Origin of the sequence: Mesorhizobium sp. M1227 (assembly GCF_040318315.1) — a bacterium.
Taxonomy (GTDB): Bacteria; Pseudomonadota; Alphaproteobacteria; order Rhizobiales; family Rhizobiaceae; genus Mesorhizobium.
Genome location: NZ_JAMYLZ010000002.1, coordinates 409569 through 425832 on the forward strand (window position 1 = coordinate 409569; position 16264 = coordinate 425832).

At 62.8% G+C, this 16264-nt stretch carries 13 protein-coding genes; 9 read left to right on the forward strand and 4 right to left on the reverse strand.

Annotated elements, in window-relative coordinates; genetic code table 11:
* Positions 1-18: 18 nt before the first annotated feature.
* Positions 19-1413: a M48 family metalloprotease gene (locus NKH28_RS05335; RefSeq protein ID WP_352978074.1), complete on the reverse strand. Its 1395-nt coding sequence runs from the start codon at positions 1411-1413 to the stop codon at positions 19-21.
* 145 nt (positions 1414-1558) lie between these two features.
* Between NKH28_RS05335 and NKH28_RS05340 the strand changes: the two genes are divergently transcribed.
* Both NKH28_RS05340 and NKH28_RS05345 read left to right on the forward strand, forming a co-directional pair.
* A complete protein-coding gene (locus NKH28_RS05340) occupies positions 1559-2707 on the forward strand; it encodes a pyridoxal phosphate-dependent aminotransferase (protein WP_352978076.1) in 1149 nt (382 codons plus the stop codon).
* A gap of 11 nt (positions 2708-2718) precedes the next feature.
* Positions 2719-3666, forward strand: a complete 948-nt coding sequence (locus NKH28_RS05345; protein ID WP_352978078.1) for a glutaminase — start codon at positions 2719-2721, stop codon at positions 3664-3666.
* A gap of 105 nt (positions 3667-3771) precedes the next feature.
* On the opposite strand, the gene NKH28_RS05350 is transcribed toward NKH28_RS05345, so the two are convergent.
* Entirely contained in the window at positions 3772-6750 is a 2979-nt protein-coding gene (locus tag NKH28_RS05350) for an Rne/Rng family ribonuclease (RefSeq protein ID WP_352978080.1), read from the reverse strand.
* A 668-nt stretch (positions 6751-7418) separates the two neighbouring features.
* Here NKH28_RS05350 and NKH28_RS05355 point away from each other — a divergent pair.
* From NKH28_RS05355 to NKH28_RS05385, 7 genes are all read left to right on the forward strand, one after another.
* Positions 7419-8681, forward strand: coding sequence for an N-acetylmuramoyl-L-alanine amidase (locus tag NKH28_RS05355; RefSeq protein WP_352978081.1), 1263 nt, complete (start codon positions 7419-7421; stop codon positions 8679-8681).
* A gap of 1 nt (position 8682) precedes the next feature.
* Positions 8683-8865, forward strand: coding sequence for a hypothetical protein (locus tag NKH28_RS05360; protein ID WP_352457449.1), 183 nt, complete (start codon positions 8683-8685; stop codon positions 8863-8865).
* A 30-nt stretch (positions 8866-8895) separates the two neighbouring features.
* Entirely contained in the window at positions 8896-11352 is a 2457-nt protein-coding gene (locus NKH28_RS05365) for a penicillin-binding protein 1A (RefSeq protein WP_352472768.1), read from the forward strand.
* Between the two features lie 167 nt (positions 11353-11519).
* Positions 11520-12651, forward strand: a protein-coding gene (gene prfB, locus NKH28_RS05370) for a peptide chain release factor 2 (protein WP_352451084.1) whose coding sequence is annotated in 2 segments (ribosomal slippage) — positions 11520-11585 and positions 11587-12651 — 1131 coding nt in all. Because the reading frame shifts where the segments join, the coding sequence is not laid out codon by codon here.
* 473 nt (positions 12652-13124) lie between these two features.
* The gene (locus NKH28_RS05375) at positions 13125-13511 is read left to right on the forward strand and encodes a hypothetical protein (RefSeq protein ID WP_031212810.1); all 387 of its coding nucleotides are present in this window, start codon (positions 13125-13127) and stop codon (positions 13509-13511) included.
* 192 nt (positions 13512-13703) lie between these two features.
* Positions 13704-14072 carry a GFA family protein gene (locus NKH28_RS05380; protein WP_023679923.1) on the forward strand — a complete coding sequence of 123 codons (369 nt, stop codon included), beginning with the start codon at positions 13704-13706 and terminating at the stop codon, positions 14070-14072.
* Positions 14073-14246: 174 nt separating this feature from the next.
* On the forward strand, positions 14247-14894 hold the full coding sequence (locus NKH28_RS05385; protein WP_023679922.1) for a YiaD family glycine zipper/OmpA-like lipoprotein: 648 nt from the start codon (positions 14247-14249) through the stop codon (positions 14892-14894).
* A 90-nt stretch (positions 14895-14984) separates the two neighbouring features.
* Here NKH28_RS05385 and NKH28_RS05390 read toward each other — a convergent pair whose 3' ends face one another.
* Both NKH28_RS05390 and NKH28_RS05395 read right to left on the reverse strand, forming a co-directional pair.
* Positions 14985-15257, reverse strand: coding sequence for a DUF2798 domain-containing protein (locus NKH28_RS05390; RefSeq protein WP_023679921.1), 273 nt, complete (start codon positions 15255-15257; stop codon positions 14985-14987).
* A 50-nt stretch (positions 15258-15307) separates the two neighbouring features.
* Positions 15308-16192: an NmrA/HSCARG family protein gene (locus tag NKH28_RS05395; protein ID WP_352978083.1), complete on the reverse strand. Its 885-nt coding sequence runs from the start codon at positions 16190-16192 to the stop codon at positions 15308-15310.
* Between the last annotated feature and the right edge of the window lie 72 nt (positions 16193-16264).

Genomic DNA, 16264 nt, shown 5'->3' on the forward strand with positions numbered 1-16264 from the left:
AGCCTGCGTCCGAAAGGTTCACTTCTTCTTACCTGATGGTGCGTAGTTTATAATGTCCTGCGCGCGAAGCCAGCCCGGCTCGCCCCGCTTCATGCTCTGCTGCGCCCGCATGGCGAAGATTTTCGCATTCTTGTAGTCGCCGGAATAGAAATGCCCTTCGGCGGTTGCAAGCTCGGCGGCCGGGATGTTGCCGAGTTCCCCGTAAGCCTGTGCCAGATAGCGGTATCCGGCGGCGTTTTCGCGGTCCCGTCCGAGGCCGGTGTTGATCTGCGCCACCGCCTTCTTCAGCGAATCCTGCGTGCCGATCGCCATCAGCGCCTGGCCGTACGAGACAGGCAGCAGCCCGGATCGCGCCGGATCGAGGCTGACCGACTTGGCATAGGCGTCCGCCGCATCCTTCGGCCGGTTCGCCTTCATCAGGATGTCGCCGCGTAATTCCTGGAAATAGGGATTTTTCGGCTGTTCCTTGATCAACGCGTTGGTCTTGGTGAGCGCCGACGCCAGATTGCCGAACAGATAGGTCATCTGCGCGTCGCCATAGCGTGAGGCGAGGCTGCCGGGGTTCTTGCGCATCAATCGCGACGCCGCCGCCTGGCCCTGCATGTAGGCGGCGATCTTGATGCGCATCATGTCGTGGCGCTGCTGCAGTGCCGGCGGGTCGACCTTGTCGACGTAAGGGCTCTGCTTCACCAGCACTTCGAGATTGGCGATACGCTCCTGCGGCATCGGATGGCTGATCCTGTAGGGATCGACTTGCGCGCCCGAGAGCGACAATGCCTTCTGGAAGCGGCCAAACGTCTTCAGCATGCCCATGCCGGATTGGCCGGTTGCATTGAGATAGGTGATCGCCGAACGGTCTGCGGTCATCTCTTCGGTGCGCTGATAAGCGAGGATGCTGCGTTGCGCCATCTCGCCGCCGCCGGCCACCACGCCCATGCCGGCGCCGGCGAGACCGCGGCTGTTGCTGGTGGCGCCGGCCACCATGGCGCCGGCGCCAAGCAGCGTCGCCAGGATCGCCATCGTCTTGGCGCGCTCGAGCTGTTCTCGCAATTTCTGCTGGTGTCCGCCGGCGATATGGCCGGCCTCGTGGGCAATGACGCCAATGATCTCGTTGGGCGTTTCGGCCGTCATCAGCGCGCCGGTGTTGATGAACAGCCGGCGGCCGGCAACAAAGGCGTTGAAGCTCTGGTCGTTGACCAGCACGATGTTGATGGCGTCGCCCGACAAGCCCGCCGCCTTGAAGATCGGCCGCGCGTAATCGCGCACCAGCGCCTCGATCTCGGCGTCGCGCACAACCGGCACATTCTGGGCAAAGGCATTGACCGAGCCGGCCATGGCGACCACCGCGGCAAGCGAAAGCATCGCGAGGGCGCGCGCTGTCCTGGCGATCGTCGATTTGGGTCGGCTCAACATGGCAGGTCCACTGGTAGACGAGTGGGCGAAGGATGAAAAGTCGGCAGCCTAAACTTACCGAACTTGTGATCCCCACACCAATCGGGCATTTGTGCGGCGCGGCCAGCATGGCCGGCACGTGCGGACAAGTGTGGTGGATTGAAAAATGGTTGTTTCGCTTTCGCGGCGCGGCGCGGTCGAACCGTTCCATGCCATGGACATCCTGGCCGAGGCGAATCGGCTGAAAGCCAAGGGCCTGCCGGTCGTTTCCATGGCCGTCGGCCAGCCTTCCGATCCGGCGCCGGCCGGGGTTCGCGAAGCGGCGGCCAGTGCCCTGAAAGCAGGCCGCATCGGCTATACCGACGCGCTGGGCCTCGCCGGCCTGCGCAAGGCGATCGCGGCGCATTATGGCGAGCATTACGGGCTTGACGTTTCGCCCGAGCGGATAGCCGTCACCACCGGATCGTCAGCTGCCTTCAACCTCGCCTTCCTGGCAATGTTCGATCCAGGCGACCGCGTCGCCATCGCTGCGCCCGGCTATCCTGCCTATCGCAACATCATGGCCGCGCTCGGCATCGACATCGTCGAGATCGAGTTGGACGGCGCCGCCTATCTGCATGCCGAGCACCTGCAAGCCGCGCATCGCGAAAAACCGCTGAAGGGCGTGCTGTTCGCCAGCCCGGCCAACCCTACCGGCGCGGTCATTCCCGCCGGCGATCTCGAGGCGCTGGTCAAAACGGCGCAAGAGCTCGGCATCGCCGTCATCTCGGACGAAATCTATCACCGGCTGGCCTATGCGGCGCCCGACACGACGGCGCTTGCTTTCGGCGCGGATGTGACGGTGATCAATTCCTTCTCGAAATATTATTGCATGACCGGCTGGCGCATCGGCTGGATGGTGCTGCCGCAGGAACTGGTGCGGCCAGTCGAGCGCATCGCCCAGAGCCTCTACATCTCGCCGCCCGAACTGTCCCAGATTGCCGCGATCGAGGCATTCAAGGCGACGCCAGAGCTGGAAGCGGTGAAGGCGCGCTATGCCTGGAACCGCGAGCTCCTGATACAACGCCTGCCGGAGCTCGGCTTTGCTTTGGCCGCGCCCATGGACGGCGCGTTCTACGCCTTCTGCGACGTCACCAGGCACACCAATGACAGCATGGCGTTTGCGCGCAGGATGCTTGCCGAGGCGCATGTGGCGGCGACGCCGGGCCGCGATTTCGACCCGCTGCAAGGCCATCGCACGATGCGCTTTTCCTATGCCGGCAGCCACGACGACATGGTCGAGGCGATGGCGCGTATCGAACGCTGGCTGAAGTAGCGGGGGCGACGATGCCGGAGCTTGAACAGGCGCCCCAGCTTGAACAGGCGTTGCGCGAGGTCGCTGCCGAAATGGCGGAGCGTACCGATCGCGGCGACGTCGCCAGCTATATCCCCCAGCTCGGCAAGATCGATCCGAAAAAATTCGGCATTGCCGCGGTGACCAATGACGGCCGCATGCTGACCGCGGGCGACGCCGACGAGGCGTTTTCGATCCAGAGCATCTCAAAGGTGTTCACGCTGACGCTGGCGCTCGGCAATGTCGGCGACGCGCTGTGGCAGCGGGTTGGGCGCGAACCTTCGGGCAATCCGTTCAACTCGATCGTCCAGCTCGAGCACGAGAACGGCATTCCGCGCAATCCATTCATCAATGCCGGCGCCATCGTCGTCTCCGACATCCTGCTTGCCGGCCATCAGCCGCGCGAGGCGATCGGCGAGATCCTGCGCTTCATCCAGTTCCTGGCCGATGACGACACCATCATCATCGACCGCGAGGTCGCGGCGTCCGAACGCGCCACCGGCTTTCGCAATTTCGCGCTTGCCAATTACATGAAATCGTTCGGCAATCTCCACCATGCGCCGGAACTGGCGCTGGGCGTCTATTTCCACCATTGCGCTATCGCCATGAGCTGCCGGCAACTGGCCCTGGCCGGCCGCTTCCTCGCCAATGGCGGCAAGAACCCGGCGACCGGGCATTCCGTCGTCTCGGCAGAGCGCGCCCGCCGCATCGGCGCGATGATGCTGACCTGCGGCCACTATGACGGCTCCGGCGACTTCGCTTTCCGCGTCGGCATTCCCGGCAAGAGCGGCGTTGGCGGCGGCATATTGGGGATCGTGCCGGGGGTCGCCTCGCTTGCCGTATGGTCGCCAGGCCTCAACGCCAACGGCAATTCCAGGCTGGGTTCGATCGCGCTGGAAAAACTGGCGAAGACGATGAACTGGTCGATCTTCGCGCCATAGTCACCCATAGTGTTGTCGCCTGAATTGGGGCAAAAAATCCCGCGCAGCCGATCGGCGACGCGGGATTTTTTTTAATCAGAAAGTCTGGCTAATGCGCGGAAAGGCTTAGAAAAAGCCCTTCCGTTGCCACCAGCCGGCACGCTTCGGCTTGTCCTCGGCCTTTGCTTCCTCGGTCTTTGCCTCGTCGGTCTTTGCCTCGTCCGGGACGATCGAGGAGACGACCGGCACGACCGGAGCATCCACCGGTACCGGCTTGCGCCGCGACGGCCGGACCTTCGGCGTTTCCTCGGCAGCCGCCACTTCAGTCTCCTGCGAAGCCGGCGCAGCGGTCTCGCCGGAAGCCACGGAGGCGGCCTCGGCAGCCGATGTCTCGGCGCCCGCAATCTCGGCAACTGCTTCCGCCGCAACTTTCTTCGGCTTGGCGGTACGGCGCGGCTTCTTCGGCTTTTCGGCGCTCGGCATGTCGTCGTTCGCCGGAGCGAGCACCGCAAGCTCTTCGGCCGGCGGCGCACCTTCCGGCTCGCCGGTTACGGGCTCTGCTTCCGACACGGCACCTTCCGTCATGGCGGCTGGTTCGCCGGGGGCAGCTTCCAAGCCGTCCTCGCCGTCCTCACGGCGATTGCGCTTGCCGCCGCGCTTGCCGCGCCGGCGCTTCTTGCCGTGACCGTCGTCCGCCGCTTCCGCCGTTTCGGCCACAACACCTGCCGGCGCTTCATGTTCCGCTTCGGCGCCTTGGTCGCCCGCGGCTACGAAGGCGTCGTCCGTCGGCGCCGAAACGGAAGCACCTTCCACAGCAGCGCCATGTTCGCGGTCCGCGTGCTCGCGATCCCCGTGTTCACGATCCTTGCCGCCGCGCCGTCTGCGGCGCTTGCGGCGCTTGCGATCGCGGCCTTCGCCGTCCTCGCCGGACCTTGGCTGCTGCGGCTGCTGGGCAGGGCGTGGCTGCTCGGCCTGCACCGGTTCCTCGTCTTCCTCTTCGATGACGATCTCGTCCTCGGGTTCTTCCGGCTCGACATAGGCCGGGAACGTGCGCGCCTCGACAAAGCCTTCCGGCTTTTCGGCCAGCGCGCCGCGGAAGATGGCATAGTGTTGTGCACCGACCGCGTCATCGGCTTCGATGGTGATGGTCACGCCGAAGCGATGCTCGAATTCCACCAGCGTGCCGCGCTTGTGATTGAGCACATAGAGCGCGGTCGCCGCCGGCGTCCGCACCGTGATGTGGCTGCGCGAATCCTTGAGCAGGAATTCCTCGATTGCCCGCACCACCATCAGCGCGACCGACGAATCGGAGCGCACATGGCCGGTGCCGCCGCAATGCGGGCAAGGCTTCATGGTCGATTCCAGCACGCTGGCACGGATGCGCTGGCGCGACATCTCCATCAGGCCGAAATGCGAGATGCGGCCGACCTGGATGCGGGCACGATCGTTCTTGAGGTGATCCTTCAGCCGCTTCTCGACGGAGCGGTTGTTGCGGTTCTCTTCCATATCGATGAAGTCGATGACGATGAGGCCGGCGAGATCGCGCAGCCTCAATTGCCGGGCGACTTCCTCGGCGGCTTCCAGATTGGTGTGAAGTGCGGTGTCCTCGATCGAGTGCTCCTTGGTGGAACGGCCCGAATTGACGTCGATGGCGACCAGCGCTTCCGTCTGGTTGATGATGATGTAGCCGCCGCTCTTCAGCGTCACCTGCGGCTGCAGCATGCGGTCGAGCTGCGCTTCGATGCCGTTGCGCACAAAGATCGGCGTCGTGTCGCGGAACGGCTGAACCACCTTGGCGTGGCTCGGCATCAGCATGCGCATGAAGTCCTTGGCCTCGCGGTAGCCTTCTTCGCCGGAAACCAGGATCTCGTCGATATCCTTGTTGTAAAGGTCGCGCACCGAGCGCTTGATCAGGCTGCCTTCCTCGTAAACCAGGGCAGGGGCCGTGGATTGCAGCGTCAGATTGCGGACGTTTTCCCAAAGCCGCATCAAATATTCGTAGTCGCGCTTGATCTCTGCCTTGGTGCGGCTTTCGCCTGCCGTACGCAGGATGACACCCATGCCTTGCGGCACTTCGAGATCGGCGACCACTTCCTTCAGCCGCTTGCGGTCCTGCGCATTGGTGATCTTGCGCGAAATACCGCCGCCGCGGGCCGTGTTCGGCATCAGCACCGAATAGCGGCCGGCCAACGACAGGTAGGTGGTCAGCGCTGCACCCTTGTTGCCGCGCTCTTCCTTGACGACCTGCACCAGCAGGATCTGCCGGCGCTTGATCACTTCCTGGATCTTGTACTGGCGACGGACCGGCTTGCGGCGGTTGCGCACTTCTTCCAGCGCGTCCTCGGCGCCGACCGATTCGACCTCGTGATCGTCCGGATGCGAGGATTGCACCTCTTCCAGCATGCCGCGATCATTGTCTTCGGAGGTTGCTTCGCCGCTTGTCTCGGCCCCGCTTGTCTCGGGCCCGCTTACCTCGACTTGCGGGACGGCTTCCGAGATTACGTCGGCATCGACGCTGGCAGCGATGGAACTCGAACCGCCTTCGGACGGCTCGGTCTCACCGCGATCGGCGGCTTCATCGCTCTGCCCGGCGGCACCCTCGCTCTGTCCGGCAATGTCGGACATGGTGTTGTCGTCAACGGCATCCAGCTTTTCTGCGACGGCATCTTCGCCATTCTCGCCGTCGGCCGCGCCTGCCTCGCGCCTGTGCTCGCCGCGGTCGCGGCTCTTGCCGCCGCGCCGGCGTCCGCGCTTGCCACGGTCGCGGCTCTGGCGGTCCTCGCCTTCGGCGGCTTCCTCGTCCTCTTCGTCCTGGGCTTCCTGTGCTTCCGCACGCAGCAGCGCCTGACGGTCGGCGACCGGAATCTGGTAGTAGTCGGGGTGTATTTCACTGAAGGCGAGGAAACCGTGACGGTTGCCGCCATATTCGACAAAGGCTGCCTGAAGGGAAGGTTCGACGCGCGTTACGCGGGCGAGATAGATGTTTCCTTTGAGCTGCTTCTTGTCCTGGGATTCAAAGTCGAATTCTTCAATACGGTTACCGCGAACGACGACAACGCGTGTTTCCTCCGGGTGGGAGGCGTCTATCAGCATTTTGTTGGGCATTATTTCGTTTCCTCCCGGCAGCCGTCGGCCGCAGCTTGCGAGGCAATGCCCGCTGCCGTGGACCTGGAACATGGGTGCCGGACAATTGAACGTCCGCCGGCCGCTGCCTGAGCGCCATGGCGGTGCCGCCCGCAGCCGTAGTGGCGCGGTTTGTTGCGGACCTTTCCATGATTGCGCTTGAAGCCATCGTCACCAGCAGAACCTTTTGAACCAAAGCCCGGGAAAAACCGGACCAGCTTGTTTGCTCATACAGAGCCGGCACGGGACAATCCCGGCCGTTTTGCTCACGCAGGCGATTCCCCCGCCACGGGAGCACGCCTGCGAAAATCGTCGCGATCACCGATGCCTTCTTCGCCTGAAGCGAAAGGAGCCGTCTTGCGTCTGACCTGTAGCAGGAAGCTGCGGAGGAGGACGGTTCCAGGATTGCAGTGATCCACCATCGCTTTTATGATTTGGCGGGTTGGAAGGCAACCCCGATTCCCGATGCCGGCAAAAAGCCGTTCCGCAGCGGAAGCCCAGGTCCCAAGCCTTCCATGAAAAGGCTTGGTTAACCTTCTCTGGATACCAATCGTTAATCGAGTTCGCGGTCTGCCGGCACTTTGACAAGCGACAGGGCACTTCGACAAGCGATCGGGCATGACGCCAAAACGGGAGCGATTGGTAGAAAGATGGGACTGGCAGGCTTCGCAGACAAGGGCCGTCATCATGGAGGCTGGTTCTTCCGCACCGCCTGCCTGCTGCCGCTGATCCTGGCTTGCCTGGTCTTTTCGCCGCTTTCGCGTGCTGCCGACGCACAGCTTGGTGCCACAAGCTACAAGATGGCCGGCGATGCCACCAAGATGCGCATCGTCATCAATTTCGACCGCGAGCCCGACATCAAATGGTTCCTGCTGCGCGGCCCCGATCGCCTGGTCATCGATCTGCCGGCCACGAGATTCGCCTTCAATGCCAAGGATGTAAAGCCGCGCGGGCTTGTCCGTGCCGTGCGTTACGGCGAACTCGGCGAGGGGAAATCGCGGCTGATTCTCACCGGCAAGGGACCGTTCGCCGTCGACAATCTCGACGTGCTCAAGAACGGTGACGGCAACGGCTACCGCATCGCCATCGACATGTCGGCGGCCTCGCAGCGGGAATTCGATGCAGCGCTCGCCAATCAGGCGCTGACCACCGGTTCGACGGTCTCCGCCGACAAGGCCGGCAGGGTCGGTACCGGGCCGGTCTCCAATCCGGGCCATCATTTCACCGTCGTCATCGATCCCGGCCATGGCGGCATCGACGGCGGTGCCGAGGGCCTGAACGGGACGGTCGAAAAGAACGTGACGCTCGCCTTTGCCATGGAACTGCGCGACAAGCTCGCCGCCAGCGGCAAATACGACGTGTTCCTGACGCGCGAAACGGACGAGTTCCTGCGGCTCGACGACCGCGTGCGCATTGCCCGCCAGCATGAGGCCGACCTGCTCATCTCGATCCATGCGGACACGATCAGCCTCAAGGGCATTCGCGGCGCAACCGTCTACACCGTGTCCGACAAGGCTTCCGATCCCGAGGCGCAGGCGCTTGCCGACCGTGAAAATCTTTCCGACCAGTTCGCCGGCATGGAGATCAAGGACGACAGCAAGGAAGTGACCGATATCCTGATCGACCTGATCCGCCGCGAGACGCATAATTTTTCGATGAGCTTCGCCCATACTCTCGTCGGCCAGCTTTCCACCAGCGTCGGTCTGATCAACAACCCGCAGCGTTCTGCCGGCTTCAAGGTGCTGAAGGCGCCGGACGTTCCATCCGTGCTGGTCGAACTCGGCTATCTGTCGAACGCCAAGGACGAAGCGCAGTTGCTCAGCGCCGATTGGCGCAACAAGGCGACCCAGAGCATAACCAACGCCGTTGCCCTGTTTGCTTCGGCCAAGAGCGGAACGGGGGCCGGAGGCTGAAATGTCCGCCGGCGCCCACAACCTGAAGCAGCGTTGCACGGCGACAACACCCTGTGCTTTTATTTCCGGCATTCGAAACCGAAATCCCGCGCTGCCGTATTTTGCCCACATGGTCGCGACATGGATTTTGCGATTACGGTTTGGGATCGTCCCGAAAGCTTGCGTGAAGGGCGGCTTCGTTTAGGAAATTCCCGAACCAAGGACTGGAGCGGGTATGATTCGTCTCATTGGCTATTTCTTCGGCATCGGCACGACGCTGGCCCTTTTGGTCGCGGCGGGCGTGGCGATCTATATCGGCCATTTGTCGAAGGACCTGCCCGATTACGAGGTGCTGGCCAAATACGAGCCGCCGGTGACGACCCGCATCCACGCGTCGGATGGCGCGCTGATGGCCGAATATGCGCGTGAGCGGCGGCTTTATCTGCCGATTCAGGCGATCCCGGATCGTGTCAAGGCGGCCTTCCTGTCGGCCGAGGACAAGAATTTTTACAATCACCCCGGCATCGACGTGACCGGCCTTGGCCGGGCCATTGTCGTCAACCTGCAGAATGTTGGTTCGGGAAAGCGCCAGGTCGGCGCCTCGACGATTACCCAGCAGGTGGCGAAGAACTTCCTGTTGTCTTCAGACCAGACCTACGAGCGCAAGATCAAGGAGATGATCCTCGCCTTCCGCATCGAGCAGGCCTACTCGAAGGATCGCATTCTCGAGCTCTATCTCAACGAGATTTTCTTCGGCTTCGGCGCCTATGGCGTCGCCGGTGCTGCGCTCACCTATTTCGACAAATCGGTGAACGAGCTCACCGTGGCCGAAGCCGCCTATCTCGCCTCCCTGCCGAAGGGGCCGAACAACTACCATCCCTTCAAGCATGCCGATCGCGCCTTGGAGCGCCGCAACTGGGTCATCGACCAGATGGTCGAGAACGGCTACGTCACGCATGAAGAAGGCGAGAAGGCCAAGGCCGAGCCGCTCGGCGTCACGCCGCGCCGCACCGGCAACTATCTCTTCGCCGGGGAGTATTTCACCGAGGAAGTGCGTCGCCAGATCATCGCGCGCTACGGCGAGAATGCGCTCTACGAAGGCGGCCTTTCCGTCCGCACGACACTGGATCCGAAGATGCAGCTGATTGCCCGCAAGGCCATGCAGAACGGACTTATGAAGTTCGACACGCTGCGCGGCTACCGCGGGCCGGTCACGAGCATCGACGTTTCCGGCGACTGGGGCGTGCCGCTGGGCAACGTCAAGCGGTTGGAGGACGTGCCGGAATGGTCGCTCGCCGTCGTGCTCGACAGCTCGGCCACCGGCCTGTCCATCGGCCTGCAGCCGACGCGCCAGATCTCCGGCGAAATCGTCAAGGACCGCGTCGAAGGCACCGTCAGCAAGGAAGACATGAGCTTCGCCATGCGCCACGTGGTCGACGGCAGGACCGTCAAGGCGAAGTCGCCGGCCGACGTGCTGAAGCCGGGCGACGTGATTTTCGTGCAGAAGAACGACGGCTCGGACAACAGCTACAGCTTGCGCCAGGTTCCCGAAGTGGAAGGCGGCCTGATCGCCATGGACCCGCATACCGGACGCGTCCTGGCCATGGTCGGCGGTTTCTCCTACGCGCAGTCGGAGTTCAACCGGGCGACGCAGGCCATGCGCCAGCCAGGGTCGTCGTTCAAGCCGATCGTCTATTCGGCCGCCCTCGACAATGGCTATACGCCCGCCTCCGTGATCATGGACGGGCCGATCACCATCCAGAGCGGTAACACGACCTGGACGCCCAAGAACTACGACGGAACGGTGGCCGGCCCGGCGACCTTGCGGTCCGGCATCGAGAAATCGCGCAACCTGATGACGGTGCGGCTTGCCAACGACATGGGCATGAAGCTGGTCGTGGAATATGCCGAGCGTTTCGGTGTCTACGACCACCTGGCGCCGTATCTGCCGATGGCACTGGGATCCGGCGAGACGACGGTGATGCGCATGGTGTCGGCCTATTCGATCATGGCCAATGGCGGCAAGTCGATCAAGCCGTCGCTGATCGACCGCATCCAGGACCGCTACGGCAAGACCGTCTTCAGGCAGGACGAACGCGGCTGCTCGAACTGCAACGCCGCCGAGTGGCAGAACCAGCCAGAGCCGGAGCTGGTCGACAACTCCGAGCAGGTGCTCGATCCGATGACCGCCTACCAGATCACATCGATGATGGAGGGCGTCGTGCAACGCGGCACCGGCGCCACCATCAACGAGCTCGGCCGTCACATCGCCGGCAAGACCGGAACGACCAACGACGAAAAGGATGCCTGGTTCATCGGCTATACGCCGAACCTCGTTGTTGGCCTCTATATGGGCTACGATCAGCCGAAAGGCCTTGGCAAGGGCGCGACCGGCGGCGGCCTTGCCGCGCCGATCTTCAAGGATTTCATGCGCGTGGCGCTGGACGGCACGCCCAATGTCGACTTCAAGGTTCCGGACGGCATGAAGCTGATTGCGATCAATCGCAAGACCGGCATGCGAGCCAACGCGGGCGACGCCGGAACCATCATCGAAGCCTTCAAGCCGGGTACCGGTCCCGCCGACAGCTATTGGGTGATCGGCATGGGTGCGGACGGCTCCAACGCCACCGGCGGGGCGCTGTCGCCGCAGGCCAACCAGGCCATCCAGTCGGGCGGCGGCGGGCTCTACTGACAATCGCTACATCGGGTCGGGCCGGCTTGACGACGATGGTCGAGCCGGTCCATTCCGCTTTACAGGGGCCGGTACATTACAGCGGCCGGCGCTTTACAGGAGACCGTGCCGTCCCTATGTATCGCGCCACCAAACCGCCATCCAGCAACAGGACAGAACAGCCAGCCATGCGCGCGGAAACGCAAAACATTGTCGACGAGATCAGGCAGGCAATCACCCTGCTGAGGAGGCATCTTTGACTGGGACCAAGCCATAAAGCGGCTTGAGTACCTGAACGTCCGTGCCGAGGATTCGAGCCTCTGGAACGAGCCGCTGGAAGCACAAAAGCTGATGCGCGAGCGTCAGGGCCTCGAGGAAGGCATTGCCGCGGTCAAAGGCCTCACCCAGGCCCTGGAAGACAATATCGGCCTGATCGAGCTTGGCGAGGAAGAGGGCGACGAGGGCGTCATCGCGGAGGCCGAAGCGGCGATCCGCTCGATGCGCGGCGAGGCCAAGGCGCGCCAGATCGAAACGCTGCTGTCGGGCGAGGCTGACGCCAACGATAGCTATCTGGAAGTCCATGCCGGCGCCGGCGGCACCGAAAGCCAGGACTGGGCCTCGATGCTTCTGCGCATGTATACGCGCTGGGCCGAGCGCCGGCGCTTCAAGGTCGAGGTGCTTGAAGTGCATGACGGCGAAGAAGCCGGCATCAAGTCGGCCACGCTGCTGATCAAGGGCCACAACGCCTATGGCTGGCTGAAGACGGAATCGGGCGTGCATCGTCTCGTGCGGATTTCGCCCTATGACAGCAATGCGCGCCGCCACACCTCCTTCGCCAGCGTCTGGGTCTATCCCGTCATCGACGATACGATCGACATCGACGTTTCCGAATCCGACGTCCGTATCGACACCTATCGGTCGTCGGGATCGGGCGGCCAGCACGTCAACACCACCGATTCGGCGGTGCGCATAACCCATCTCGCCACCGGCATCGCGGTTGCCTGCCAGGCCGAGCGCTCCCAGCACAAGAACAAGGCCAAGGCCTGGGAAATGCTGCGCTCGCGGCTTTACGAGGAAGAGCTGAAGAAGCGCGAAGCGGTGGCGAACGCCACCGAAGCGTCGAAGAGCGATATTGGCTGGGGCCACCAGATACGGTCCTACGTGCTGCAGCCCTATCAGCTGGTGAAAGATCTGCGCACCGGTGTCGAGAGCACCAGCCCGTCGAGCGTGCTCGACGGCGACCTCGACGATTTCATGGAAGCCTCGCTGTCGCAGCGGATCGAAGGTGGCGCCGGCGAAACGGTTGCCGATATCGACTGAGGCCGCCGGGCACCAATCCGGCAGGAATGTGGGTTCATCACGCGAGAGTTACGGCCATCGCGCGAGAGTGACGAGCTCTCAATTTGCACTTACCTGTCGTTCTACAACTTTGTTTTTCATCGGATTTTTCAAAAATCGATTTCCGCTTTTGACGCGGATGCCGCGGGCCGCCGGTGCCAAGCCTGGAACCAGCGCGAGCCAAATCCCGTTATTGGCGATCCCGCTGCCGGGGTTGACCAGGTTTCGTCAATCAGGACGGCAGGTTGGTTCCGGCTGCAGAGGTCGGCGTTCGGTTGCGACAGCAATTGCTTGCGCCGACCAAGGAATCAGCCCAGCATTCATGCGCTGGGGAGGAAAAAAGCATTTATGGCCGGACGCGGCGTATCTGCGACCTGACGATCCGGCCACTGGGAAGACACGTTCCGGGAACGGGCAAGCGAAATGCTTGACAACCGTTGATAGGAACTGCGCTCATGCCTGCTCTCACAACCAGACCGGCCCCAGTCGCCCGCACGGCGCGCCGACTCCTGAATTCACTTGTCGCGGCAGTGGTTTTGATAGCTGCCGCCATTCCATTTGCGGCGCCTGCTCTGGCGCATGATGCCAAGCCGACCGCGGCCATGCCGCAAGGCTGGAGCTATCCCTTCTCCTGCTGCTCGGGCTATGATTGCCGCGAGGTCTCTCAGACATCGATCAGCGAACGTCCCGAGGGCTATGTCATCAAAGGAACCGGGGAAGTCGTGGCCTATAGCGACAAGCGGATCAAGAATTCGCCCGACGGCGAATATCATTGGTGCTCCGTTGCCGGTGCCAATGACGGAAAGACCATCTGCCTGTTCGTGCCGCCATCGTCCTATTAGCGCATGACGCCCGAAAGCTTGCCGACGGGCTGACCCGGGGGTGTGCGGCGGCTTTGGATCGGTGAGCCTTCGGTCGGCACTCCAGCACTTTTAACCTGTGCATCGCAGGCTCACAGGTCGCTGACAGGCAGTTGTCAGGAGCGTTTCTTTATGCTGCCTTTGCTTACGGGCGGCACTGTGAGGGACCAATCCATGACGATCAAGGCAAGCTGCCACTGCAAGGCGACGACGTTCGAGGTCTCGCAAGCGCCGCAGACAGTGACGCGATGCACCTGTTCCTTCTGTTCGAAACGCGGTTCGTTGTGGGCCTATTACACCCCATCGCAATTCAGGCTCACCAGCCCGCCGGAGAATGTTTCGTTCTACCAGTGGGGATCGAAAACCATAAAACACGGCTTTTGCGCCACCTGCGGCTGTGGCACCTTCACCGAGACGCCGGACTGGTCGACAGGCGAGCCGAATTTCGACAATCCGAAGATCAGCGTGAACTCGCGGCTGTTCGACGATTTCGATCTCGACAAGGTCGAAGTGGTGGTCATCGACGGCAAGAATCTCTGGTAGCCGGTCGAATTGCGGTGGTCGCGCGAGCCGCTGCAGGCGTGTGGAATTGAGCCGGGGAAAGCCGCGGCAGCGGCTTTTGCTGGTCCGCTTTTCGCCGCATTTCATGTTACAAGTCGCTGGAAGGGCTGATGCGGTGCGCCGTTGCGCGGCCGTGGAATGGAGAGGGACCACCATATGAAAAAGATTGTGCTCGCCGTCGTGGCGACGGCTGTGCTCGTGAGCGCATGCACCACCGATCCCTACACCGGGGAACAGAAGGTTTCCAACACCGCTGCCGGCGCCGGTCTCGGTGCTTTGGCGGGTGCCGGGCTCGGCATGCTTGCCGGCGGTAACGACCGCCGCAACGCGCTGATCGGCGCGGGCATCGGCGCGCTTGCCGGCGGTGCCATCGGTGCCACCATGGACCAGAACGAGGCCGAACTGCGCCGACAGCTTCAGGGCACAGGCGTCAGCGTCACCCGCACCGGCGATCAGATCATCCTCAATATGCCGTCCGACATCACCTTCAACGTCGACCAGGACGCGGTGAAGGCCGGTTTCTATCCGGTGCTGAATTCGGTGGCCCTTGTGCTGAAAAAGTTCCGCCAGACCACCGTCGACGTGTTCGGCCACACCGACTCGACCGGCGGCGACGAGCACAATTTCGACCTGTCGCAGCGCCGCGCCCTGGCGGTCGCCAACTATCTGTCCGGGCAGGGCGTCGATTCTCGCCGCTTCGCCGTCACCGGCTTCGGCAAGACGCGTCCGATCGCCTCCAATGCGACGGCTGCCGGCCGGGCTCAGAACCGCCGCGTCGAGATCCAGCTGTCGCCGCTCACCTGAGGCAAGCACATGAACCGAGAGCGGCCCCGCAAGGGGCCGCTCCAATGGTTATGCCGGGCCACCGACCGTCGGCGCCCTTCGTTCGTGATGTCAGGACCGGGCCGGCTGATCGACAATCGCGGCAACGATCCGGCGCACGATCGGAAGCACAATCAGCAGACTGGGAAACGCGACAAGCCATGAAGCGCCCCATGCATAGCTCCAGGCCGCTATAAACCCGTTCGTCCAGCCTGCGCCGATTGCCGTCGAAACCGCCGAGACAATCGAGGACATCAGAATCGAAAGAACCAACGGCATCACCACCGCGCCGTAGGAGGGCGGCAGCTTTCTCAATTTGAAGGCTCGGTCCGGTGATGCTTGCATCGAAATCTCCCAATCAGAAAAAATGTGCGTCAGCGTTACTGTGAGGACGATCAGGCGGCATATGCCGTCTGCAGCGCCAATTCCTGAATGAAGCTTCGCAGCGAACGCGGCTCGCGGCCAAGCGCGGCACGCAACGTCAGGCTGTTCCCGCCGAGGCCGTATTTGGCGTAGTGGCTGTGTACTTTGGCCAGCATCTGCAACTGCCGGTCGGTATAGGGAAGGCGGGCCTTCGCCGCCCAGTCCTGAAATGTCGGCTCGCCCGCCGAAACCGGCCGGCCAAGCGCTTCGCTCATCATGGCGACGACCTCTTCGCGGCTGTGCATACCGTCGGCGCACAGCTCGAGGGTCGCATAGGACAAACGCGATTCGGTCAATGCGATTGCCGCCACTTCAGCCACATCGCGATAGTCGACGCGGGCGAGCTTCGCCGTCCTTGGAAACGGCTCGGCGAAAACGCCGTGCTCGACGACGGACGGCCAGGCCGCCGAGATATTTTGCATGAAATTGGCCGGGTGCAGAATGGTGTACTCCATGTTCGTCGAATAGAGGGCAGCTTCAACGGGTACCTTGCTTGCATGGTTTTCCAGCCTCGTATTGGTCGGCTGGATCACCGACGAAAAGACGAATTTTCGAACGCCTGCTCGCGCCGCTGCCTCAACCATGGCAACCCCCATGGCGGCTTCGTCGGGAGCAAAGGCCGGTCCGATGTGAAAGACACCGTCGACACCTTCCACGGCCTGCTCAAGGCTCCGATGGTTGCGCAGATCTCCGATCGCGATCTCGGATGCGCCGGCTTTCCGGGCTTTTTCGGCACTCGCGGCGTCACGAACAAGCGCCCGAATCCTGGCATTGCGGCGGACGAGTTCAGGCACCACCAAACCGGCAACGCGGCCTGCGGCGCCTACGACCAGGACCGTTGGACTGGGTGTTCGCATGACGATCTCCTTCCTTCGAGTCTGCCTTTCGGCCTGTGCAGGGAAGATAAAATCTAGCGAACTTCGTTACAA

What these genes read in the sequence shown, in the direction of transcription:
- NKH28_RS05335 (WP_352978074.1), bottom strand. Translation starts at nt 1,413, where the DNA reads ATGTTGAGCCGACCCAAATCGACGATCGCCAGGACAGCGCGCGCCCTC.
- NKH28_RS05340 (WP_352978076.1), top strand. Translation starts at nt 1,559, where the DNA reads ATGGTTGTTTCGCTTTCGCGGCGCGGCGCGGTCGAACCGTTCCATGCC.
- NKH28_RS05345 (WP_352978078.1), top strand. Translation starts at nt 2,719, where the DNA reads ATGCCGGAGCTTGAACAGGCGCCCCAGCTTGAACAGGCGTTGCGCGAG.
- NKH28_RS05350 (WP_352978080.1), bottom strand. Translation starts at nt 6,750, where the DNA reads ATGCCCAACAAAATGCTGATAGACGCCTCCCACCCGGAGGAAACACGC.
- NKH28_RS05355 (WP_352978081.1), top strand. Translation starts at nt 7,419, where the DNA reads ATGGGACTGGCAGGCTTCGCAGACAAGGGCCGTCATCATGGAGGCTGG.
- NKH28_RS05360 (WP_352457449.1), top strand. Translation starts at nt 8,683, where the DNA reads ATGTCCGCCGGCGCCCACAACCTGAAGCAGCGTTGCACGGCGACAACA.
- NKH28_RS05365 (WP_352472768.1), top strand. Translation starts at nt 8,896, where the DNA reads ATGATTCGTCTCATTGGCTATTTCTTCGGCATCGGCACGACGCTGGCC.
- NKH28_RS05375 (WP_031212810.1), top strand. Translation starts at nt 13,125, where the DNA reads ATGCCTGCTCTCACAACCAGACCGGCCCCAGTCGCCCGCACGGCGCGC.
- NKH28_RS05380 (WP_023679923.1), top strand. Translation starts at nt 13,704, where the DNA reads ATGACGATCAAGGCAAGCTGCCACTGCAAGGCGACGACGTTCGAGGTC.
- NKH28_RS05385 (WP_023679922.1), top strand. Translation starts at nt 14,247, where the DNA reads ATGAAAAAGATTGTGCTCGCCGTCGTGGCGACGGCTGTGCTCGTGAGC.
- NKH28_RS05390 (WP_023679921.1), bottom strand. Translation starts at nt 15,257, where the DNA reads ATGCAAGCATCACCGGACCGAGCCTTCAAATTGAGAAAGCTGCCGCCC.
- NKH28_RS05395 (WP_352978083.1), bottom strand. Translation starts at nt 16,192, where the DNA reads ATGCGAACACCCAGTCCAACGGTCCTGGTCGTAGGCGCCGCAGGCCGC.